This is a genomic window from Pseudomonas sp. 2835 (assembly GCF_050435905.1).
Lineage (GTDB): Bacteria > Pseudomonadota > Gammaproteobacteria > Pseudomonadales > Pseudomonadaceae > Aquipseudomonas.
Genome location: NZ_JBNDLE010000008.1, coordinates 180,827 through 202,912 on the forward strand (window position 1 = coordinate 180,827; position 22,086 = coordinate 202,912).

The window sequence follows — 22,086 nt, forward strand, 5'->3', positions numbered from 1 at the left end:
CGAGGACAGCAACGATGTCGGATTACATTCAAGAGCAGGGCGCTGCAACGGCGAGCACCAGCCGCCGGGAAGAACGCAAGATCATTTTCGCGTCATCCCTCGGGACGGTTTTCGAGTGGTATGACTTTTTTCTTTATGGGGCGTTGGCGGCGGTCATCAGCAAGCAGTTCTTTGCCGGGGTGAACGACACCACAGCCTTTATCTTTGCCTTGATGGCCTTTGCTGCCGGTTTTCTTGTGCGGCCCTTTGGTGCACTGGTATTCGGCCGCCTGGGCGACATGATCGGGCGCAAGTACACCTTCCTGGTGACCATCGTGCTGATGGGCCTGTCGACCTTTGCCGTCGGCCTGTTGCCGACCTACGCCAGCATCGGTATTGCTGCACCAATCATCCTGGTAGTGCTGCGCATGCTCCAGGGCCTGGCGCTGGGCGGTGAGTATGGTGGCGCGGCGACTTATGTTGCCGAACACGCGCCACCCGGTAAACGTGGCTTCCACACCGGTTTTATCCAGTCCACCGCGACCCTCGGCCTGCTGTTGTCGTTGTTGGTAGTACTCGGTAGCCGTTACATCAGTGGCGACCAGTTCGAAGTCTGGGGCTGGCGCCTGCCGTTCCTGCTGTCGATCGTGCTGCTGGGGATTTCTACCTGGATCCGCATGAGCATGCACGAGTCGCCAGCCTTCGTGAAAATGAAGGCTCAGGGCAAAACCAGTAAAGCGCCGATCCGTGAATCGTTCGGCTCCTGGCCCAACCTCAAGGTGGTGCTCACTGCCCTGTTCAGCATCAACGCCGGACAGGCGGTGACCTTCTACACCGCGCAGTTCTATGTGCTGTTCTTCCTTACCCAGATGCTCAAGATGGACCCGGCCCAGGCCAACACCCTGCTGATCATCAGCGTGGTGATCGGCGCGCCGTTCTTTGTGTTCTTCGGTTGGCTATCGGATCGGGTCGGGCGCAAGCCGATCCTGATGCTCGGCCTGCTGCTGGCCACTGTGCTGTATTTCCCGCTGTTCAAGGCCCTGAGTCACTACGCCAATCCGCAGATCGACGCCGCCAGCCGTCAGGCACCGATCGTGGTGATGGCCGATCCGCAAGGCTGTACCTTCCAGTTCGACCCGGTGGGCAAGGCGCGTTTTGACAGCCCCTGCGACAAGGTCAAAACCTTCCTGGTCAAACAGGGCCTGCCCTACAGCTCGGCCGAGGCAGCCACTGGCGCCGAAGTTGTGGTAAGCATCGGTGAGCAGAAGATCAACGGTTTCGACGAAGCAGCCATGCGCGCAGCCATCGACAAGGCGGGTTACCCGGCGAAGGCCGATCCTGCCAGCGTCAACCAGCCGATGGTGGTGCTGCTGATCGTCGCCATGATCCTGATCGCGACCATGACCTACGGCCCGCTGGCGGCGGTGATGGTCGAGCTGTTTCCCACTCGTATTCGCTACACCTCGATGTCGCTGCCCTACCACATCGGCAACGGCTGGTTCGGCGGCTTCCTGCCCACGGTGTCCTTTGCCCTGGTGGTGTACACCGGCGACATCTTCTACGGGCTCTGGTACCCGGTGCTGATCACCGGAATCAGCCTGGTGGTGGGGCTGTTCTGCCTGAAAGAAACCCGTGATGTGGATATCGACAAGGTGTGAGGATTTGCAGGCACAAAAAAACCGGCGTAAGCGCCGGTTTTTTTATGCCGCGAAAAAACTTATGCACGATTTTCAGAAAACAGTCATACAGAGAAATAAGTAGCTAAATTAATCACTTAGCGCATTTTTCGCTGAGAAATCCAAATACTGTACACAAGTTATCCACAGATCGGTCAGGCCACGCCTTGCGCAGCGTTCGACGCTGCTGCAGGCAGCGAGCCGAGCTCGCGTTGGGTTTGTTCGTTCCAGGCTGCAGCACGGTCGTTGAGCTCGGCAATCGCCCGTGGGCCGCTGCCTTCGGCAAACATCGGGGCGCCAATAACTACCTCGATGGTGCCGGCGCGTTTGCCCCAGCCCTGCTTGGGCCAGAACTTGCCGGCGTTGTGGGCGATCGGCAGTACCGGCAGGCCAGCGTTGACCGCCAACGCGGCACCGCTGCGCGAGAACTTGCCGATCTGGCCGAACGGCACACGGGTGCCTTCGGGGAAGATCAGCACCCAGACGTTCTCCTTGAGCAATTTATCGCCCTTGCTGGCGACTTGCTTCAAGGCTGCCTTGGGATTGTCGCGGTCAATGGCGATCGGCCGCAGCATGGCCATGGCCCAGCCGAAGAACGGCACGTACAGCAGTTCACGCTTGAGCACCTGGCTCAAGGGCGAGAAATAGGCGGAAAGGAAAAAGGTTTCCCAAGTGCTCTGGTGGTTGGAGAGGATCACGCAAGGTTGCTTGGGGATGTTCTCAGCCCCGGTGACCTTGACCTTGATGTTGAGAAACACCCGTACCAACACCAGCGCAAAGCGGCACCAGTAGACGTTGATGAAGCGGTAGCGGGCGCTGAAAGGCAAAAACGGCGCGATAAAAAAGCTCAGGGTGCACCACAGCAAGGAGCTGGTACCCAGCAGCAGGTAAAAAAGAAAAATTCTGATCGCCTGCAAGATCGACATAGCGGCATGTACCGTTGCGGGCTTGCCCGCCTAGTAAAAGTGCGCCTGTTATGCAGACGCGCTATTAGTGGATAAGTTCTCTGGCGATGGCTGCCAGATCATCGAAAATCAGCGTTTTTTCTGGAATTCCCTTGCTCAGGGTCTTCTCGCCTTTTCCGGTTTTTACCAGAATCGGTTGAGCATCGACGGCCAAAGCGGCGTCCAGGTCACCCTTACTATCACCGACAAACCACACGCCGGCCAGATTCACGTCGTAGTGCGCGGCAATGGTGGTGAGCATGCCCGGCTTGGGTTTGCGGCAGGCGCAGCCCTCATCCGGCCCGTGCGGGCAGTAGACGATCAGCCCGACTTCGCCACCCTGCTCGGCCACCAGCGTGCGCAGTTGCGCATGCATGGCCTCGAGGGTCGCCAGGTCGTAGTAGCCACGGGCAATGCCGGACTGGTTGGTGGCTACCGCCACCGTCCAGCCGGCCTTGCTCAACTGCGCAATCGCTTCGATCGAACCCGGGATTGGAATCCACTCGTCCAGCGACTTGATGTAGGCGTCGGAGTCCTGGTTGATCACCCCGTCCCGATCGAGAATCAGCAGCTTCAAGACTTACCCCAGCAGCGAAATGTCGGCCACGCCCAGGAACAGACCGCGCAGGCGGCTGAGCAGGGCATAACGGTTGGCGCGGACATTGGCGTCGTCGGCGTTGACCATCACCGCCTCGAAGAAGGCGTCTACCGGCTCACGCAGCGCTGCCAGGCGGGCCAGCGACTCGCTGTACTGGCGTGCCGCAGCCATTGGCTGGACGGCCTGGTCGGCTTGCTGGATCGCCGAGTACAGGGAGAACTCGTTGGCGTTGTCGAAGTACTTCGGCTCGACTGTGGTGGCGACAGCGCCCTCGGCCTTGCTCAGCAGGTTCGACACGCGCTTGTTCACCGCGGCCAGGGCAGCGGCTTCCGGCAGCTGGCGGAAGGCCTGGACGGCCTGCACGCGCTGGTCGAAGTCCAGGGCCGAGCCTGGCTTGAGGGCACGCACCGACAGGTAGGTGGCAACGTCGATGCCTTCGTCTTCGTAACGGGCACGCAGACGATCGAAGACGAACTCCAGCACCTGCTCGGCGAGGCCTGCGGCCTTGACCTTGGCACCGAACTGGCTGACGGCGAAATTCACCGCTTCGTTCAGGTCCAGGTCCAGCTGCTTCTCGATCAGGATGCGCAGCACGCCCAGCGCTGCGCGACGCAGGGCATAGGGGTCCTTGCTACCGGTCGGGAGCATGCCGATACCGAAGATACCGACCAGGGTGTCGAGCTTGTCGGCAATGGCCACGGCCGCGCCGGTCAGGGTCGACGGCAGTTCGGCACCAGCACCGCGCGGCATGTACTGCTCGTTCAGGGCCAGGGCGACGTCTTGCGGCTCGCCGTCGTTGAGGGCGTAGTAGTAACCGGCGACACCCTGCATTTCAGGGAATTCGCCGACCATCTCGGTGGCCAGGTCGCACTTCGACAACAAACCGGCACGCGCCGCGCGCTGGGCGTCACCGCCGATGCGCTGGGCGATGAAGGCGGCCAGTTTGGCAACCCGCTCGGCCTTGTCGAACACGCTGCCCAACTGGGCCTGGAACACCACGTTCTGCAGGCGCTCGTTGAAGCTTTCCAGCGGCTGCTTCTTGTCTTGCTTGAAGAAGAACTCGGCGTCGGTCAGGCGCGGACGCACGACCTTCTCGTTGCCTTCGACGATCTGTTTCGGATCGCGGCTCTCGACGTTGGCCACGGTAATGAAGCGCGGCAGCAGCTTGCCGTCGGCATCCAGCAGGCAGAAGTACTTCTGGTTGTCCTGCATGGTGGTGATCAGCGCTTCTTGCGGCACTTCCAGGAAGCGCTCTTCGAACGAGCACACCAGCGGCACAGGCCATTCAACCAGGGCGGTCACTTCGTCGAGCAGGGCTGGCGGCACGATGGCGCTCCCTTCCTGCTGCAGGGCGAGTTCGGCGGTACGCTTGCTGATCAGCTCGCGGCGCTCGGCAAAGTCGGCCAGGACGTAGGCCTTGCGCAGGTCTTCCTGGTAATTGGCCGGGGCGCTGATGCGCACGTTTTCCGGGTGATGGAAGCGGTGGCCGCGGGATTCGCGACCAGCTTTCTGCGCCAGCAAGGTGCAGTCGACTACCTCGTCACCGAGCAGCATCACCAGCCACTGGGTCGGACGCACGAACTCTTCCTTGCGGGCACCCCAGCGCATGCGCTTGGGGATCGGCAGGTCGTTGAGCGAGTCTTCGACGATGGTCGGCAGCAGGCTGGCGGTAGCCTTGCCCGGAATGTGCTGGGAGAAGCGCAGCTTGGCGCCGCTCTGGTCGATATCCGACAGCTCTACACCGCACTTCTTGGCAAAGCCAAGGGCGGCCTGGGTCGGGTTGCCTTCAGCGTCGAAGGCAGCCTGGCGCGGCGGGCCGTCGAGGTTGACGCTGCGGTCCGGCTGCTGGGTATCGAGGTTGCGGATCAGCACCGCCAGGCGGCGCGGCGCGGCGAACACCTGCTTGTCGGTGTAGTTCAGGCCAGCGGCCTGCAGGCCTTTTTCGATACCGGCGAGGAACGTGTCGCCGAGGCTGCTCAGGGCCTTGGGTGGCAGCTCTTCGGTGCCCAGTTCAACCAGGAAATCTTGAGCACTCATTGTGCAGCCTCCAGCTTAGCCAACACTTCATCACGCAATTCAGGGGACGCCATCGGGAAGCCCAGCTTGGCTCGGGCTTGCAGGTAGCTCTGGGCCACGGCCCGGGCCAGGGTCCGTACGCGCAGGATGTAACGCTGACGCTCGGTCACCGAGATGGCGCGACGGGCATCGAGCAGGTTGAAGGTGTGCGAGGCCTTGAGGACCATTTCATAGGTCGGCAGCGGCAGCTCCAGCTCGATCAGGCGGTTGGCTTCGCTTTCGTAGAAGTCGAACAGTTCGAACAGCTTCTCGACGTTGGCGTGTTCGAAGTTGTAAGTCGATTGCTCCACTTCGTTCTGGTGGAACACATCGCCATAGGTCACTTTGCCGAACGGGCCGTCGGTCCAGATCAGGTCGTAGACCGAATCCACGCCCTGCAGGTACATGGCCAGGCGTTCCAGGCCGTAGGTGATTTCACCGGTGACCGGGAAGCATTCGATGCCGCCCACTTGCTGGAAGTAGGTGAACTGGGTGACTTCCATGCCGTTGAGCCAGATTTCCCAACCCAGACCCCAGGCGCCGAGAGTCGGCGATTCCCAGTTGTCTTCGACGAAACGGATGTCGTGCACCAGCGGGTCGAGGCCGATGGCTTTCAGCGAGCCCAGGTACAGTTCCTGGAAGTTCGCCGGGTTCGGCTTGAGGACCACCTGGAACTGATAGTAGTGCTGCAGGCGGTTCGGGTTTTCGCCATAACGGCCATCCGCCGGACGACGGCTAGGCTGCACATAGGCGGCGTTCCAGGTTTCCGGGCCGATGGCGCGCAGGAACGTGGCAGTATGGAAAGTGCCGGCGCCTACTTCCATATCGTAGGGCTGAAGCACCACACAACCTTGCTCGGCCCAGTAGTTCTGCAGGGCGAGGATCAAGTCTTGGAAGGTACGCACGGCTGGCGTAGGCTGGCTCACGAAATTCACCTGTTTCTAGGGCTGCGAATATAAAGAGCGGGAGTATAACCCGATTCGCGCAGGCCTCTACCCTTGGAGCCTTATGCCACGTTGCTTTTGGTGTACCGACGATCCGCTTTACCAGGCTTACCACGACCAGGAATGGGGTACGCCGCAGCGCGATCCGCGCCTGCTGTTCGAGATGCTGTTGCTCGAAGGCTTCCAGGCCGGGTTGTCGTGGATCACCGTGCTGAAAAAGCGCGAACGCTACCGCCAGGTGCTGTTTGGCTTCGATCCAGAGCGCCTGGCGCAGATGAGCGACGACGAAATCGAAGAGCGCATGCTTGACCCGGGCATCATCCGCAACCGCCTCAAGCTCAATGCCGCACGACGCAATGCCCGTGCCTGGCTGGCGCTGGAAAATCCCGGGCAATGGCTCTGGTCGTTCGTCGGCGGCGCGCCGAAGATCAATCATTTCGTCCAGCGCAGCGAGGTGCCGGCGGTTACCGACGAGGCCAAGGCAATGAGCAAGGCATTGCAGAAGGCCGGCTTCACCTTTGTCGGCCCGACCATCTGCTACGCCTTCATGCAGGCCACTGGCATGGTCATGGACCACACCACCGATTGTGATCGCTACGCCGCTCTGCTGCGCTGAGGGTTACAATGGCCGGCTTGCAGAAAGAGGAACCAGCCTGTGGATAAATTCAAGGGCGCCTTGATGGTCGGGGCGTTGCGGTTGTTTGCCAAGCTCCCCTGGGGCGCGGTACAGCGGGTCGGCGCGGCTATCGGCTGGATCATGTGGAAGGTGCCGAACAGTTCGCGCAACGTGGTGCGCATCAACCTGGCCAAATGCTTCCCGGAAATGGACCCGGTTGCCCGTGAGCAACTGGTGGGTCGGACCCTGATGGATATCGGCAAGTCCTTTACCGAAAGCGCCTGCGCCTGGATCTGGCCGGCCCAGCGTTCGCTCGACCTGGTGCGCGAAGTCGAAGGCCTGGAAGTGCTCGAGGCGGCCCTGGCCTCGGGCAAGGGCGTGGTTGGCATCACCAGCCACCTGGGCAATTGGGAAGTGCTCAACCACTTCTATTGCAGCCAGTGCAAACCGATCATTTTCTACCGCCCGCCCAAGCTCAAGGCGGTTGATGACCTGCTGCGCGAACAGCGTGTGCAACTGGGCAACCGCGTCGCCGCGTCCACCAAGGAAGGCATCCTGAGCATCATCAAGGAAGTGCGCAAAGGCGGTCAGGTGGGCATCCCGGCCGACCCGGAGCCGGCCGAGTCGGCGGGTATCTTCGTGCCGTTCTTCGCCACCAAGGCGCTGACCAGCAAGTTCGTGCCGAACATGCTCGCTGGCGGCAAGGCGGTCGGGGTGTTCCTGCATGCCCTGCGCCTGCCGGATGGCTCGGGCTTCAAGGTGATCCTGGAAGCGGCGCCCGAGGCGATGTACAGCGAAGACACCGAAACCTCGGCGGCGGCCATGAGCCAGGTGGTCGAGCGCTATGTGCGGGCTTATCCGAGCCAGTACATGTGGAGCATGAAGCGCTTCAAGAAGCGCCCGGCGGGCGAGCCGCGCTGGTATTGAGGGCCCTATCGCTGGCAAAGCCAGCTCCCACAGGATCGAGTTTGGCCATCAATTGTGGGAGCCGGCGTTGCCGGCGATGGACCGCGAAGCGGTCCTAAACAATTTTGTCGAGCTTCTTCAGAAACACCGTCATCTCTTTCTCAGCCTGCTTGTCGCCGTGCGCGCGAGCCGCTTCCAGCCCCTGTTCCCAGGCCTGGCGCGCAGCTGCCAGGTCGCCCTCGAGCTGATGCGCCTTGCCCAGCAGCTTCCACGCCGCCGAATACTTCGGGTCTTGCTCGACGCAGCGCTGTAAATGCACGGCCGCTTCGGCGCCGTTGCCTTCATCAAGCCAGGCCTTGCCCAGGCCAAAGCGCAACAGGGCGTTATCCACACCCTTGGCGAGCATTTTTTCCAGTGATTCGCGCATTCCAGGTCCCTCTTTAGAAGAAGCTCAACCCTACATGGAAGAGCTTCTCGACGTCACGGATGTACTTTTTATCCACAACGAAGAGGATCACGTGGTCGCCCGCTTCAATCACCGTGTCGTCATGGGCGATCAGCACTTCTTCGTCGCGGATGATTGCGCCGATGGTGGTGCCCGGCGGTAGGGCAATGTCTTCGATGGCCTTGCCGATCACTTTGCTCGACTTCGAGTCGCCGTGGGCAATCGCTTCGATGGCCTCGGCCGCACCGCGGCGCAGCGAGTGCACGCTGACGATATCGCCGCGGCGCACGTGGGCCAGCAGGGTACCGATGGTGGCCAACTGCGGGCTGATGGCGATGTCGATTTCACCGCCCTGGACCAGGTCGACATAAGCCGGGTTGTTGATGATGGTCATCACCTTGCGCGCGCCCAGGCGCTTGGCCAGCAGCGAGGACATGATGTTGGCTTCGTCGTCGTTGGTCAGGGCCAGGAAGATGTCGGCTTCGGCGATGTTCTCTTCAAGCATCAGGTCGCGGTCCGAGGCACTGCCCTGCAGCACCACGGTGCTTTCCAGGGTATCGGACAGGTGCCGGCAACGGGCCGGGTTCATCTCGATGATCTTCACCTGGTAGCGGCTTTCGATGGCCTCGGCCAGACGCTCGCCGATCTGCCCACCACCGGCGATGACAACGCGCTTGTTGGTTTCGTCGATGCGTCGCAACTCGCCCATCACCGCACGGATGTGTGCCTTGGCGGCAATGAAGAACACTTCGTCGTCAGCTTCGATGACCGTGTCGCCTTGCGGCAGGATCGGCCGGTCACGACGGAAGATCGCTGCTACACGGGTGTCGACGTTGGGCATGTGCGCGCGGATCTGGCGCAGTTGCTGGCCGACCAGCGGCCCGCCGTAATAGGCCTTTACCGCCACCAGCTGGGCCTTGCCTTCAGCGAAGTCGATTACCTGCAGGGCGCCGGGGTGTTCGATCAGGCGCTTGATGTAGTGGGTCACCACCTGCTCGGGGCTGATCAGCACGTCGACCGGAATGGCGTCGTTGTCGAACAGACCGGCGCGGGTCAGGTAGGCCGATTCGCGCACCCGGGCGATCTTGGTCGGGGTGTGGAACAGGGTATGGGCAACCTGGCAGGCGACCATGTTGGTCTCGTCGCTATTGGTGACCGCCACCAGCATGTCGGCATCGTCGGCGCCGGCCTGGCGCAGCACGGTCGGGAAGGAGGCGCGGCCCTGCACGGTACGGATGTCGAGGCGGTCGCCGAGGTCGCGCAGGCGGTCGCCATCGGTGTCGACCACGGTGATGTCGTTGGCTTCGCTGGCCAGGTGTTCAGCCAGCGTACCGCCGACCTGTCCTGCGCCGAGGATGATGATCTTCATCCGCTGTTCCCTTCTCTTGTTATCCGCGCGCGGCGGCGATTTTGATCAGCTTGGCATAGTAAAAGCCGTCATGTCCGCCTTCCTGGGCCAGCAACTGGCGGCCATGGGGCTGGCGGATGCCGGCCTGGGTTGCCAGGTCCAGCTCACGGGCGCCGGGAGTGCGGGCGAGGAAGGCCTCGACCACTTCGGTGTTTTCCGTCGGCAGGGTCGAGCAGGTGGCATAAAGCAGGATGCCGCCGACCTCAAGTGTTGGCCACAGGGCATCAAGCAGCTCGCCTTGCAGGCTTGCCAGGGCGGCAATGTCGTCGGCCTGGCGGGTCAACTTGATGTCCGGGTGGCGGCGGATCACGCCGGTGGCCGAGCACGGCGCATCAAGCAGGATGCGCTGGAAACCCTTGCCGTCCCACCAGCTGGCGGTGTCACGGGCGTCGCAGGCGATCAACTGCGCATCAAGGCCCAGGCGATCGAGGTTCTCGCGCACGCGGGTCAGGCGCTTGGCTTCCAGGTCGATGGCGACCACAGCGTCGAGCCCGGCCTGGGCTTCGAGCAAGTGGCAGGTCTTGCCGCCCGGGGCGCAGCAGGCGTCGAGCACGCGTTGGCCTGGGGCCAGGTCGAGCAAGTCGGCGGCTAGTTGCGCGGCTTCGTCCTGAACGCTGATCCAGCCCTGGTCGAAACCAGGCAGGCCACGTACATCGCAGGCTTCGGCGAGCAAGATGCCGTCGCCGCTGAACTGGCACGGCGCCGCTTCAAGGCCGGCTTCACGCAGCAGTTCGAGGTAGGCATCGCGGCTGTGATGGCGGCGGTTGACCCGCAGGATCATCGGCGGGTGGGCGTTGTTGGCGGCGCAGATGGCTTCCCACTGCTCGGGCCAGAACGCCTTGAGCGACTTTTGCAGCCAGCGCGGGTGCGCGGTGCGCACGACCGGGTCGCGTTCCAGTTCGGCGAAGATATCGCTGCTTTCACGTTGTGCACGGCGCAGTACGGCATTGAGCAAACCCTTGGCCCAGGGCTTTTTCAGCTTGTCGGCGCAGCCTACGGTTTCGCCGATGGCGGCGTGAGCGGGGATACGCGTGTAGAGCAACTGGTACAGGCCGACCAGCAGCAGTGCCTCGACATCGGCATCGGCGGCCTTGAAGGGCTTTTGCAACAGGCGCTCAGCCAGGGCCGACAGCCGTGGCTGCCAGCGCGCGGTGCCGAAGGCCAGGTCTTGAGTCAGGCCACGGTCACGGACTTCGACCTTGTCCAGTTGGCTTGGCAGCGAGCTGTTCAGCGACGCCTTGCCACTGAGTACTGCCGCCAGGGCGCGGGCGGCTGCCAGACGTGGATTCATTGGCCAAGCACCGTGCCGGTGGCGAATTTCTCACGGCGGCTGTTGAACAGGTCACTGAAGTTCAGCGCTTTGCCGCCCGGCAGTTGCAGGCGGGTCAGGCACAGCGCCTGCTCACCGCAGGCGACGATCAGGCCGTCCTTGCTGGCGGAGAGGATTTCACCCGGGGTGCCGGAGCCTGTGGATAAACTCGCGCCGAGCACCTTCAGGGCTTCACCGTTGAGAGTGCTGTGGCAGATCGGCCACGGGTTGAAGGCGCGAATCAGGCGCTCCAGCTCAACCGCCGGACGGCTCCAGTCCAGGCGCGCTTCGTCCTTGTTCAGCTTGTGTGCATAAGTGGCCAGGCTGTCGTCCTGGACTTCACCCTGCAAGGTGCCAGCGGCGAGCCCGGCAATGGCCTCGAGCACGGCGGGCGGGCCCATTTCTGCCAGGCGGTCGTGCAAGCTGCCACCCGTGTCGCTGGCGCTGATCGGGGTGCTGACCTTGAGCAGCATCGGCCCGGTGTCCAGGCCCGCTTCCATGCGCATCACGGTGACGCCGCTCTCGCTGTCACCGGCTTCGACCGCGCGCTGGATCGGCGCGGCGCCACGCCAGCGCGGCAGCAGCGACGCATGACTGTTGATGCAGCCCAGGCGCGGAATATCCAGCACCGCCTGGGGCAGGATCAGGCCATAGGCGACCACCACCATCAGGTCGGGCTTGAACGCAGCCAGTTCCGCTTGTGCCTCGGCATTGCGCAAGGTCGGGGGTTGCAGGACCTGGATACCGTTATCCACAGCCAGTTGCTTGACCGCGCTGGGCATCAGTTTTTGCCCACGACCGGCCGGACGGTCCGGTTGGGTGTAGACCGCTACCACTTCATAGGGGCTGGCGATCAGGGCCTTGAGGTGTTCGGCGGCAAACTCTGGGGTGCCTGCGAAGACAATGCGCATGGAGTTCTCGCTTAAAAAGAAAAAGGCTTGCCGGAGCAAGCCTTTGGGAAGAGGAGATCAAGCTTGCTGGCGATGCTGTTTTTCCAGCTTTTTCTTGATCCGGTCGCGTTTGAGCGTCGACAGGTAGTCAACGAACAGCTTGCCGTTGAGGTGATCGCATTCGTGCTGGATGCACACCGCCAGCAGGCCTTCGGCGATCAGCTCGTACGGCTTGCCGTCGCGGTCCAGCGCCTTGACCTTGACCCGCACCGGGCGGTCGACGTTCTCATAGAAGCCGGGCACCGACAGGCAGCCTTCCTGGTACTGATCCATTTCGTCGGTCAGCATCTCGAGCTCGGGGTTAATGAATACCCGTGGCTCGCTGCGGTCTTCGCTCAGGTCCATGACCACGATGCGCTTGTGCACATTGATCTGGGTAGCGGCGAGGCCGATGCCAGGGGCTTCGTACATGGTTTCAAACATGTCATCGATCAACTGGCGAACGCCGTCGTCGACTTCGGTCACCGGCTTGGCGATGGTACGAAGGCGCGGGTCCGGGAATTCGAGGATGTTCAGAATGGCCATAAGCGTATGAGCTGCACTGTGCGATGAATTACAAACATGAGTACACATAATAAAGGGATTCGGCGCATTCGGCACCTGGCAAAGGTCAGCTAAGGTTTCAGGGTGCTTTTCCACCCGTGGCGCCAAGCCTGAAGGAATGCCGCCGAGGGAAATCCGTCAACCGGTTGTCAAAGTATTATCAACAGAGTTATCCACAGCTTGTTCACGGCTGGCCCAAGCTTCCTGATCAAGGATGATCGTCATGTCACAACCCTTATCGCCGGCGTGTTCTCCCGCCGAACTCGAAGCGCGATTGCGCCTTCACTTGCTGCCGTCCTTGGGGCCGCGGCGTTTTCACACATTGATCCAGGCCTTTGGCAATGCCTCGGCAGCGCTCAGTGCGCCGGCCACGGCCTGGCGTACGCTGGGCGTGCCCGCAGACAGCAGCGATGCTCGGCGCAGCCTTGAAGTACGCGATGGCGCCGCCGCGGCAATGCGCTGGCTAGAGGCCCGCGACCAGCATTTGCTGATGTGGGATGACCCCTGGTACCCGGGCTTGCTGGCGGAACTGGGCGACGCCCCGCCGCTGCTGTTCATCGCCGGCAACCCGGCGATTCTGGAAAAACCCCAGCTGGCGATTGTCGGCAGCCGAAGGGCGGCGCGGCCGGCGCTCGATACGGCTGCGGCCTTCTCGCGCAGCCTGGCCCGGGGTGGTTTTGTCATTACCAGCGGCCTGGCCCTGGGCGTCGATGGCGCCGCGCACCAGGCTGCCTTGGACGCTGGCGGGCAGACCATTGGCGTGCTCGGCACCGGGCTGCAAAAACTTTATCCACAGCGGCACAGAGCGCTGGCGGCGGCGATGATCGAGCAAGGTAGCGCGGTGATCTCCGAGTTTCCGCTGGACGCTGGGCCCGTGGCGGGCAACTTTCCCCGGCGTAACCGGATCATCAGCGGCCTGTCGCTGGGGGTATTGGTAGTCGAGGCGAGCCTTGCCAGTGGCTCGCTGATCACCGCGCGTTTGGCCGCTGAGCAAGGGCGCGAGGTGTATGCCATTCCGGGCTCCATTCATCACCCGGGTTCCAAAGGTTGCCATCAGTTGATTCGCGACGGCGCCTTGCTGGTGGAAACGGTCGATCAGATCGTCGAAACCCTGCAGGGCTGGCAGCGCTTGCCGCCGTTGCAGGTTGACGCCATTGCCGGGCATGAACTGGTCGACCTGTTGCTGGCCGCGCCGCAAACCACCGAGGGCCTGGCCAGCAGCAGCGGCTGGCCGTTACCCAGGGTGCTGGCGGCGCTGACCGAGCTGGAACTGGCCGGAAGGGTTTGCAATGAAGCTGGGCGTTGGTTTGCCCGGCCCGGCTAAGTACACTGCTCACCTGCCTTTATGCGGAGTGAAAGCAATGGTGAGCAGTTGGCGTGTGCAACAAGCCGCGCGTGAAATTCGGGCCGGTGCGGTGATTGCCTACCCGACCGAGGCGGTCTGGGGCCTGGGCTGTGACCCATGGAACGAAGAAGCGGTGGATCGCCTGCTGGCGATCAAGTCGCGTTCGGTCGACAAGGGTTTGATCCTGATCGCCGACAATATCCGCCAGTTCGACTTCCTTTTCGAAGATTTCCCCGAAACCTGGATGGATCGCATGTCTGCCACCTGGCCAGGGCCGAACACCTGGCTGGTACCGCATCAGAACTTGCTGCCCGAGTGGATTACCGGTGTGCATGACACCGTGGCGTTGCGTGTCAGCGATCACCCGGTGGTGCGTGACCTTTGTGCATTGGTCGGCCCGCTGATTTCCACTTCGGCCAACCCGCAAGGTCGCCCGGCAGCCAAGACCCGCCTACGGGTCGAGCAGTATTTCCGTGGACAGTTGGACATGGTGCTTGGGGGAGCCTTGGGCGGGCGGCGTAATCCGAGTGTGATTCGTGATTTGGCGAGCGGTGAGGTTGTGCGGGCTGGTTGAGGTCAATCGCGGGACAAGCCCACTCCTACCGACTGTGTAGGAGCGGGCTTGTCCCGCGATCAATTCACCACTGTTTCAAGGCAGCAACACCGTCGACCCTACCGTCCTGCGCGCCGACAGCTCGCTCTGCGCCCTGGCCGCCTCGCTCAGTGGATAACGCTGGTGGATATCCACAACCAGCTTGCCGCTGGCAATCATCGCGAACAGGTCATCGGCCATCGTCTGCGTGTTCTCGGCGTTATTGGCGTAGCTGGCCAGGGTCGGTCGGGTGACGTAAAGCGAGCCCTTCTGCGCCAGGATTCCCAGGTTGACCCCGCTCACCGCCCCGGAGGCATTGCCGAAGCTGACCATCAGCCCGCGTGGCGCCAGGCAGTCCAGTGAGGTCAGCCAGGTATCCTGGCCAACGCCGTCATACACTACCGGGCATTTCTTGCCGTCGGTCAGTTCCAGAACCCTCTGGGCCACGTCTTCACGGCTGTAGTCGATGGTCGCCCAGGCGCCCAGAGCCTTGGCTCGTTCGGCCTTCTCGGCGGAACTGACCGTACCGATCAACCTGGCTCCCAGGGCCTTGGCCCATTGGCAGGCCAGCGAACCAACGCCACCGGCGGCGGCGTGGAACAAAATGGTCTCGCCCGGCTGCACCGCGTAGGTCTGCTTGAGCAGGTACTGCACGGTCAGGCCCTTGAGCATCACCGCCGCCGCCTGCTCGAAGCTGATGCTGTCGGGTAGTTTGACCAGGTTGGCCTCGGGCAGCACATGCACTTCGCTATAGGCACCCAGCGGGCCGCCGGCATAGGCAACGCGATCACCGACCTTGAGCCGGCTGACTTGCTCGCCTACCGCCTCGACTACCCCGGCGCCTTCGGTGCCCAGCCCGGAAGGCAGCGACGGCGGCGCATAGAGGCCGCTGCGAAAGTAGGTGTCGATGAAATTCAGGCCGATCGCCTGGTTACGCACGCGAACCTGCAGCGGGCCGGGCGCTGCGGGCTCGAAGTCGACCAGGGTCAGGACTTCGGGGCCGCCATGCTGGCTGAACTGGATACGCTTGGCCATCTGCACTCTCCTGAAGCTAGCGGGAAAACCCCTATCGGACGCCTTTGCTTGATCGCCGTCAACTGCGGCCAGCCTGCCGCCGGTGGTATGCTACGCGCCGAATTTGCCTTAGCCCGCTTCCAGGTGACCTGATGACTAGCCGCACCGAGGCCGTGAAAGCCTACCTGCTCGACCTGCAAGACCGTATCTGCACCGCCCTCGAAAACGAAGACGGCGGCGCCCGCTTTGTCGAGGACGCCTGGACGCGTGAGGCCGGCGGTGGCGGTCGGACCCGGGTAATTGGCGACGGCAAGGTGATCGAAAAAGGCGGGGTGAACTTCTCCCACGTATTCGGCAGCGGTTTGCCGCCGTCGGCCAGTGCCCACCGGCCAGAACTGGCCGGGCGCGGATTCGAAGCCCTGGGCGTGTCGCTGGTGATCCACCCGCACAACCCGCATGTGCCGACTTCCCACGCCAACGTGCGGTTTTTCATCGCCGAGAAAGAAGGCGAAGAAGCGGTCTGGTGGTTTGGTGGCGGCTTCGACCTGACCCCCTACTACGGCAACGAAGAAGACTGCGTGCACTGGCACCAGGTCGCCGAGCGCGCCTGTGCGCCGTTCGGTGCCGATGTCTATCCGCGCTACAAGGCCTGGTGCGACCGCTATTTCCACCTCAAGCACCGTGGCGAGCCACGCGGCATCGGCGGTCTGTTCTTCGATGACCTCAACGAGTGGGACTTCGACACCTGCTTCGCCTTCATCCGCGCCATCGGCGATGCCTATGTCGAGGCATACCTGCCGATCATCCAGCGCCGTAAAGACCATCCCTATAGCGCCGAGCAGCGTGAGTTCCAGGAATACCGACGCGGCCGTTATGTCGAGTTCAACCTGGTTTACGACCGTGGCACCCTGTTCGGCCTGCAATCGGGCGGACGTACTGAATCGATCCTCATGTCGCTGCCACCGCAGGTGCGTTGGGGGTACGATTGGAAGGCCGCGCCAGGCAGCGAAGAAGCGCGCCTGACCGAGTATTTCCTGCAGGACCGTGACTGGCTTGGTGAGGCCAAGGCCAGCCACTGAGCCGCTGTGGATAACTTTCCGGCCCTGCCCGACCATGACCCAGGAATCGCCTGAATGGACCAGTACGTTGTATTCGGCAACCCGATCGGCCATAGCAAATCGCCGCTGATCCATCGCCTGTTCGCCGACCAGACCGGCCAGCAGCTGGAGTACAGCACCCTGCTGGCGCCGCTGGATGACTTCAGCATGTGCGCCCAGGGCTTTTTCAAGCAGGGCCTGGGCGCCAACGTCACCGTGCCGTTCAAGGAAGAAGCCTATCGCCTGGTGGATAGCCTGACGCCACGGGCCCAGCGCGCGGGGGCGGTAAATACCCTGAGCAAGCTCAGCGACGGTACCTTGCAGGGCGACAACACCGATGGCGCCGGCCTGGTCCGCGACCTGACCGTCAATGCCGGGGTGCAACTGACCGGCAAGCGCATCCTGTTGCTCGGCGCCGGCGGTGCCGTGCGCGGGGTGCTGGAGCCATTGCTGGCGCACAACCCGGCTTCGCTGGTAATCGCCAATCGTACGGTGGAAAAAGCCGAGCAACTGGCCCGCGAGTTCGCCGACCTGGGGCCGGTGGCTGCCAGCGGCTTCGACTGGCTTGAAGAGCCGGTCGACTTGATCATCAACGCCACCTCGGCGAGCCTTGCCGGTGAGTTGCCGCCGATTTCCGCCAGCCTGATCGAGCCCGGCAAGACCGTGTGCTACGACATGATGTATGGCAAGGAGCCTACGCCCTTCTGCCGCTGGGCCAGTGAGCACAAGGCCGCCAAGGTTCTCGACGGTTTGGGCATGCTTGCCGAGCAAGCTGCCGAGGCGTTCTTCATCTGGCGTGGCGTGCGCCCCGACACCGCCCCGGTGCTTGACGAACTGCGCCGCCAACTGGCGCGCGGCTAATCCTCGAAGCGGATCGGGCAGTGCGCTGCCCCTTCCAGCTTGTGCAACTCCTCGATCACTGGTGCCCGCGCCCGGCGCAGCGTCAGGCTGCCGCCTGCTCGACCGAGGCGGCGCGCTTCGCGATGAAGCATGTCGACCCCGGAATAGTCGATGAAGTTGATCTGCCGTGCATCGATCACTACCTGCGGCCCTTGGCAACGCTGCAAGCGTACCTGCAGGTAGTGGCTGGCGCCGAAGAAGATCGACCCGCCCACCCGCAGCACATCGGCATCACCTTCGCGTGACTGCTGCACCCGTGGCCGCGAAGTGCGCTTGAGGTAGAAGAACAGCGAAGCCAGCACCCCGGCGTAGATCGCTGTTTGCAGCTCGAGCAACAGTGTTGCTGCTGCGGTAAGGGCCATGACCAGGAATTCCGAGCGGCTGACGCGAAACAGCGCTCGGATTGCCCGATGATCGACCAGGCCCCAGCAAATCAGCAGGATGCTGCCGGCCATGGCCGGGATCGGAATATGCGCGATCAGCCCCGCCCCTGCCACTGCAAATAACATTACCCACAGAGCGGAAAACACCCCGGCCAGGGGCGAGCGGGCGCCGGCGTCATAGCTGAGCCCGGAGCGGGTGAAGGAACCGGACGACAGGTAGCCAGAGAAAAGTCCACCGACCATGTTCGACAGCCCCTGGGCTCGGATTTCCTGGTTGGCATCGATGAGCTGTTCGGAGCGCGCTGACAGTGAGCGGGCAATCGACAGGCTGGTGACCAGCCCGAGCATGCCCACGGCCACGGCGCTGGGTAGCAGACGCAAGATCAGCTCCAGGTCAAGCAGCGGCAAGGGGCTCAACGGTGGCAACTGGCCGACGAAACCGGGTACCAGCTGCACATGGCCGAAAACGCCTGGGAGCAGCCAGACCAGCACACTGGCCACCGCCAAAGTTATCAACAGGCCCGGCCAGCGCGGCTGCAACAGCTTCAACGCAATACCCAGCAGCAGCGTACCCAGCCCCAGCAACAACGACGGCCCATCCACTTGCGGGGCATGCGCCAGCAGGTTTTGCAAAGTCTTCAACGCGGTGGCCTGGCTGGGCAGGTCGATGCCCATCAGGTTGGGCAATTGCCCGAGCGCAATCACCAGCGCAGCGCCGAGGGTGAAACCCAGCACCACCGATTGCGAGACGAAGTTGACTAGCGCGCCGAAGCGCAGCAGCCCTAGCAACCACTGAAACACCCCGGCGAGGAAGGTCAGTAACAGGATCAAGGTTATGTAGTCGCTGCTGCCGGCGACTGCCAGTGGGCTGACGCTGGCATAGAGGACAATCGAGATCGCCGCCGTTGGCCCGCAGATCAGGTGCCAGGACGAGCCCCATAAGCAGGCGACTATCACCGGGACGATCGCAGCGTACAGCCCGTACTCGGCCGGCAGCCCGGCGATCAGGGCATAGGCGATTGATTGCGGCAGGGCCAGGATCGCCCCGCTCAGGCCCACCAGCAGATCGCGGCGCACGCTGGCTCGGCTCTGGCGCGGCAGCCAGGCGAGAAACGGCAGCAGTCGGTGGCGGTCAGGCCAGGCCATGAAGGTTCTCTATCGCAGATGGAAGCTGTTCAGGGTGCGATGTCGGGCGCCTGGAAGCAAGCCGCGTCAGAAGACAAAGTTCACATGCTCGCCGTGGTGCAGCTTCAGTTCCAGCGCATCGACCATGGCGGCCGCCACGCGGGCCAGGCGTTGCAGTGGTTCAGCCAGCCCCGGCTCAAGGGTGCCATGGGTCTGGTGAAAATGCTCGATACCCAGGCCGGCAACCTGTTGCGGCGTATTGACCAGGGTCCAGTGTAGCGGGCTGCGCTGTAACAGGTCGACGATCTGGTCGGCGCAGGCCCGTTGTTGTTCATTGTGCCCGTGACTTTGATCCAGCACGCTGAAATCGCCCACCAGCAACAGCCGGCGTATAGTTGTGCGGGACATGCCAGCGATCAGCGCCTTGCTCATGCGCAATTGCGCGGCAAAGTCATCGGGCGCCAGTGCCGGTAGCAGGCAGACCACCGCCGAGCCGCCGGCCACGCTCTGTTCGGCCTGATCGGTGGTATTGAGGCCGCCGGTCTTGAAGTGTAGGCCGGGGCGCGGCGCCAGGGTATTGAGGTTATCGACCACGGCGATCACCTCATGCTGGCGTTTGAGCAGTTCGGCCATCAGGGCGCTGCCCAGGCTGCTCAAACCGCCAAGCAGGACCAGTTTGAACACTGGGGTTTCGGCATTTTTCACCAGATCACTCCATTGACAACGGGTGATCGTTTGACCCGCGCAGTCAGGCGCAGGTTCGTTGTGATTCAGGAGATTTCGTGCAAAGGATCAAGGGCTACCACGCGCATATCTATTACGACGCCAGCACCCTGGAGCAGGCCCGGCAACTGTGTGAGGAAGCCGCGCGGCTATTTCCGGTGACCATGGGCCGCATGCACCAGAAACCGGTCGGGCCGCACCCGGACTGGAGCTGCCAGTTGGCCTTCGGGCCTGAAGTGGTGGGGGTGGTGCTGCCCTGGCTGGCGTTATACCGCCAAGGGCTGGTGGTGTTTCTGCATCCGTTGACTGGTGACGAGTTGGCCGATCATCGTGATCATGCGATCTGGATGGGGGCGGTGCGGCCGCTGGATCTGACGATTTTCAAGTAGTTTACGGCTCCGGGGTAGGAGCGGGCTTGCCCCGCGATTGCGATCTGTCCGATGGACTGCAATCGCGGGGCAAGTAGAGGCGTCGCACCGCCGCTCCCACAGGTATCAGGCCTTGCGCGCTCCGCGCACACCCTGGGCCAGCGCCGAGCACAGCTCGAGCACATCACCCACGGCCTGCTCGGCAGTGGCCGCATTGGCAATCTTGTCCACCAGTGCTGAACCGACCACTACACCATCCGATAGCTTGGCGATCGCTGCAGCCTGCTCTGGCGTGCGGATACCGAAGCCGACGCTGATCGGCAGGTCGGTGTGCCGGCGCAGGCGCTCGATAGCGCTGCTGACGTGTTCGGTGGTCGCTGAGCCCGCACCGGTCACACCGGCAACCGACACGTAGTAGACGAAGCCCGAACTGCGTTCCAGCACGCGCGGCAGGCGCACGTCGTCGGTGGTCGGGGTGGTCAGGCGAATGAAGTCGATGCCCGCGGCCTGGGCCGGGGTGGCTAGCTCGGCATCATGCTCCGGCGGCAGGTCGACGATGATCAGGCCATCCACGCCCACGGCCTTGGCTTCGGCGACGAAGGCCTCGACGCCAAAGCGGTGGATCGGGTTGTAGTAACCCATCAGCACGATCGGCGTGGTCTGGTTGCCGACGCGGAACTCGCGAACCATTTGCAGGGTTTTTGCCAGGGTCTGACCGGCATCCAGGGCACGCAGGGTAGCGAGCTGGATTGCCACGCCGTCGGCCATCGGGTCGGTGAACGGCATGCCCAGCTCGATGACGTCGGCGCCAGCAGCTGGCAGGCCTTTGAGGATCTGCAGCGAAGCGTCGTAACCAGGGTCGCCGGCGGTAATGAAGGTGACCAGGGCCGAGCGGCCTTCGGCTTTCAGCTCGGCGAAGCGTTGTTCAAGACGGCTCATGCCTGTTTCTCCTGGGCGGCCATATGGCTCATCACGGTTTGCATGTCTTTGTCGCCGCGCCCGGACAGGCACACCACCATCAGGTGATCCTTGGGCAGGGTCGGCGCGCGTTTGATCGCTTCGGCCAGGGCGTGGGAGGTTTCCAGGGCCGGGATGATGCCTTCCAGGCGGCAAGTGGTGTGGAACGCGGCCAGGGCTTCGTCGTCGGTAATGCTGACGTACTCGACGCGCTTCACTTCGTGCAACCAGGCGTGTTCAGGGCCGATACCGGGATAGTCGAGGCCGGCGGAAATCGAGTGGGCGTCGGTGATCTGGCCGTCGGCATCCTGCAGCAGGTAGGTACGGTTGCCGTGCAGCACGCCCGGTACGCCGCCGTTGAGGCTCGCGGCATGCTTGTCGGTGTCGACGCCATGGCCACCGGCTTCGACGCCGATGATCTGCACGCTGGCGTCATCGAGGAAGTCGTGGAACAGGCCCATGGCATTGGAGCCGCCGCCGACGCAGGCAATCAGGCTGTCGGGTAGGCGCCCTTCCTTGGCTTGCAGCTGCTCGCGGGTCTCTTTGCCGATGATCGACTGGAAGTCGCGGACCATTGCCGGGTACGGGTGCGGGCCCGCTACAGTACCGATCAGGTAGAAGGTGTCGTCGACGTTGGTGACCCAGTCGCGCAGGGCTTCGTTCATCGCGTCCTTGAGGGTGCCGGTGCCGGCGGTGACCGGAACGATTTCGGCGCCCAGCAGCTTCATGCGGAACACGTTGGCTTGCTGGCGCTCGATGTCGGTGGCGCCCATGTAGATCACGCAAGGCAGGCCGAAGCGTGCAGCGACGGTGGCGGTGGCCACCCCGTGCATGCCGGCGCCGGTTTCGGCGATCAGGCGTTTTTTACCCATGCGCTTGGCCAGCAGCACCTGGCCGATGCAGTTGTTCACCTTGTGCGCGCCGGTGTGGTTGAGCTCTTCGCGCTTGAAAAAGATCTTTGCGCCGCCGCAGTGTTCGGTCAGGCGTTCAGCGAAGTACAGCGGGTTCGGGCGGCCGATGTAGTCGCGCTGGAAGTACGCCAGTTGCTCAAGAAACTCCGGGTCAGCCTTGGCCGCCTCGTATTCACGAGCCAGGTCGAGCACCAGCGGCATCAGGGTTTCTGCCACGTAGCGGCCGCCGAATGCGCCAAACAGGCCATTGGCATCGGGGCCGGCGCGGAAGTTGGTCTGGGTCATGGGTCGCTCCAGG

22 protein-coding genes are annotated in these 22,086 nt (G+C 63.0%); 8 read left to right on the forward strand and 14 right to left on the reverse strand.

Annotation, left to right across the window (positions count from 1 at the left end; genetic code table 11):
* Positions 1–14: 14 nt before the first annotated feature.
* Entirely contained in the window at positions 15–1,637 is a 1,623-nt protein-coding gene (locus ABIE20_RS14215; RefSeq protein WP_429505607.1) for an MFS transporter, read from the forward strand.
* A gap of 173 nt (positions 1,638–1,810) precedes the next feature.
* Here the strand turns inward: ABIE20_RS14215 and ABIE20_RS14220 are convergent, their stop codons facing one another.
* The 4 genes from ABIE20_RS14220 to glyQ form a co-directional block, all read right to left on the reverse strand.
* A complete protein-coding gene (locus ABIE20_RS14220; RefSeq protein WP_429505608.1) occupies positions 1,811–2,581 on the reverse strand; it encodes a lysophospholipid acyltransferase family protein in 771 nt (256 codons plus the stop codon).
* 64 nt (positions 2,582–2,645) lie between these two features.
* Entirely contained in the window at positions 2,646–3,176 is a 531-nt protein-coding gene (gmhB, locus tag ABIE20_RS14225) for a D-glycero-beta-D-manno-heptose 1,7-bisphosphate 7-phosphatase (RefSeq protein WP_429505609.1), read from the reverse strand.
* A gap of 3 nt (positions 3,177–3,179) precedes the next feature.
* On the reverse strand, positions 3,180–5,234 hold the full coding sequence (gene glyS / locus ABIE20_RS14230; RefSeq protein WP_429505610.1) for a glycine--tRNA ligase subunit beta: 2,055 nt from the start codon (positions 5,232–5,234) through the stop codon (positions 3,180–3,182).
* Positions 5,231–6,178, reverse strand: a complete 948-nt coding sequence (glyQ, locus tag ABIE20_RS14235; protein ID WP_010222689.1) for a glycine--tRNA ligase subunit alpha — start codon at positions 6,176–6,178, stop codon at positions 5,231–5,233. Before glyQ ends, glyS begins: the two co-directional genes overlap by 4 nt.
* 82 nt (positions 6,179–6,260) lie before the next feature.
* On the opposite strand from glyQ, the gene ABIE20_RS14240 reads away from it, so the two are divergent.
* Both ABIE20_RS14240 and ABIE20_RS14245 read left to right on the forward strand, forming a co-directional pair.
* A complete protein-coding gene (locus tag ABIE20_RS14240) occupies positions 6,261–6,812 on the forward strand; it encodes a DNA-3-methyladenine glycosylase I (RefSeq protein ID WP_429505611.1) in 552 nt (183 codons plus the stop codon).
* A 39-nt stretch (positions 6,813–6,851) separates the two neighbouring features.
* Positions 6,852–7,739, forward strand: a complete 888-nt coding sequence (locus tag ABIE20_RS14245; RefSeq protein ID WP_429505612.1) for a lysophospholipid acyltransferase — start codon at positions 6,852–6,854, stop codon at positions 7,737–7,739.
* A gap of 94 nt (positions 7,740–7,833) precedes the next feature.
* Here the strand turns inward: ABIE20_RS14245 and ABIE20_RS14250 are convergent, their stop codons facing one another.
* From ABIE20_RS14250 to def, 5 genes are read right to left on the reverse strand one after another with little or no spacing between them, the layout of a single operon-like run.
* Positions 7,834–8,145: a tetratricopeptide repeat protein gene (locus ABIE20_RS14250; protein WP_429505613.1), complete on the reverse strand. Its 312-nt coding sequence runs from the start codon at positions 8,143–8,145 to the stop codon at positions 7,834–7,836.
* 13 nt (positions 8,146–8,158) lie between these two features.
* Positions 8,159–9,532 (reverse strand): Trk system potassium transporter TrkA, encoded by a 1,374-nt coding sequence (gene trkA / locus ABIE20_RS14255; protein WP_010222685.1) that lies wholly within the window; start codon positions 9,530–9,532, stop codon positions 8,159–8,161.
* A 19-nt stretch (positions 9,533–9,551) separates the two neighbouring features.
* Positions 9,552–10,862 (reverse strand): 16S rRNA (cytosine(967)-C(5))-methyltransferase RsmB, encoded by a 1,311-nt coding sequence (rsmB, locus tag ABIE20_RS14260; RefSeq protein ID WP_429505614.1) that lies wholly within the window; start codon positions 10,860–10,862, stop codon positions 9,552–9,554.
* Positions 10,859–11,791 carry a methionyl-tRNA formyltransferase gene (gene fmt, locus ABIE20_RS14265; RefSeq protein ID WP_429505615.1) on the reverse strand — a complete coding sequence of 311 codons (933 nt, stop codon included), beginning with the start codon at positions 11,789–11,791 and terminating at the stop codon, positions 10,859–10,861. Before fmt ends, rsmB begins: the two co-directional genes overlap by 4 nt.
* A gap of 57 nt (positions 11,792–11,848) precedes the next feature.
* On the reverse strand, positions 11,849–12,355 hold the full coding sequence (gene def, locus ABIE20_RS14270) for a peptide deformylase (protein ID WP_038605133.1): 507 nt from the start codon (positions 12,353–12,355) through the stop codon (positions 11,849–11,851).
* A 241-nt stretch (positions 12,356–12,596) separates the two neighbouring features.
* On the opposite strand from def, the gene dprA reads away from it, so the two are divergent.
* Together dprA and ABIE20_RS14280 are read left to right on the forward strand one after the other, a co-directional pair.
* A complete protein-coding gene (dprA, locus tag ABIE20_RS14275; RefSeq protein ID WP_429505616.1) occupies positions 12,597–13,697 on the forward strand; it encodes a DNA-processing protein DprA in 1,101 nt (366 codons plus the stop codon).
* A gap of 37 nt (positions 13,698–13,734) precedes the next feature.
* Positions 13,735–14,292 carry an L-threonylcarbamoyladenylate synthase gene (locus tag ABIE20_RS14280; protein WP_429505617.1) on the forward strand — a complete coding sequence of 186 codons (558 nt, stop codon included), beginning with the start codon at positions 13,735–13,737 and terminating at the stop codon, positions 14,290–14,292.
* A gap of 75 nt (positions 14,293–14,367) precedes the next feature.
* On the opposite strand, the gene ABIE20_RS14285 is transcribed toward ABIE20_RS14280, so the two are convergent.
* Positions 14,368–15,345: an NADPH:quinone reductase gene (locus ABIE20_RS14285; RefSeq protein ID WP_429505618.1), complete on the reverse strand. Its 978-nt coding sequence runs from the start codon at positions 15,343–15,345 to the stop codon at positions 14,368–14,370.
* Between the two features lie 131 nt (positions 15,346–15,476).
* On the opposite strand from ABIE20_RS14285, the gene hemF reads away from it, so the two are divergent.
* Together hemF and aroE are read left to right on the forward strand one after the other, a co-directional pair.
* A complete protein-coding gene (gene hemF, locus ABIE20_RS14290; RefSeq protein WP_429505619.1) occupies positions 15,477–16,403 on the forward strand; it encodes an oxygen-dependent coproporphyrinogen oxidase in 927 nt (308 codons plus the stop codon).
* Between the two features lie 54 nt (positions 16,404–16,457).
* The gene (gene aroE, locus ABIE20_RS14295) at positions 16,458–17,282 is read left to right on the forward strand and encodes a shikimate dehydrogenase (RefSeq protein WP_429505620.1); all 825 of its coding nucleotides are present in this window, start codon (positions 16,458–16,460) and stop codon (positions 17,280–17,282) included.
* On the opposite strand, the gene ABIE20_RS14300 is transcribed toward aroE, so the two are convergent.
* The gene (locus ABIE20_RS14300) at positions 17,279–18,850 is read right to left on the reverse strand and encodes a SulP family inorganic anion transporter (protein WP_429505621.1); all 1,572 of its coding nucleotides are present in this window, start codon (positions 18,848–18,850) and stop codon (positions 17,279–17,281) included. The two genes, aroE and ABIE20_RS14300, sit on opposite strands and share 4 nt — an antisense overlap.
* 66 nt (positions 18,851–18,916) lie before the next feature.
* A complete protein-coding gene (locus tag ABIE20_RS14305) occupies positions 18,917–19,534 on the reverse strand; it encodes an NAD(P)-dependent oxidoreductase (protein WP_429505622.1) in 618 nt (205 codons plus the stop codon).
* A gap of 77 nt (positions 19,535–19,611) precedes the next feature.
* On the opposite strand from ABIE20_RS14305, the gene ABIE20_RS14310 reads away from it, so the two are divergent.
* Positions 19,612–19,941 carry a DOPA 4,5-dioxygenase family protein gene (locus ABIE20_RS14310; RefSeq protein WP_045200742.1) on the forward strand — a complete coding sequence of 110 codons (330 nt, stop codon included), beginning with the start codon at positions 19,612–19,614 and terminating at the stop codon, positions 19,939–19,941.
* A 105-nt stretch (positions 19,942–20,046) separates the two neighbouring features.
* Here the strand turns inward: ABIE20_RS14310 and trpA are convergent, their stop codons facing one another.
* A complete protein-coding gene (trpA, locus tag ABIE20_RS14315) occupies positions 20,047–20,859 on the reverse strand; it encodes a tryptophan synthase subunit alpha (RefSeq protein ID WP_429505623.1) in 813 nt (270 codons plus the stop codon).
* Complete coding sequence (trpB, locus tag ABIE20_RS14320) at positions 20,856–22,073, reverse strand: tryptophan synthase subunit beta (protein WP_038997863.1); 1,218 nt, start codon at positions 22,071–22,073, stop codon at positions 20,856–20,858. The genes trpA and trpB overlap by 4 nt, the downstream gene beginning before the upstream one ends.
* Positions 22,074–22,086: the final 13 nt, after the last annotated feature.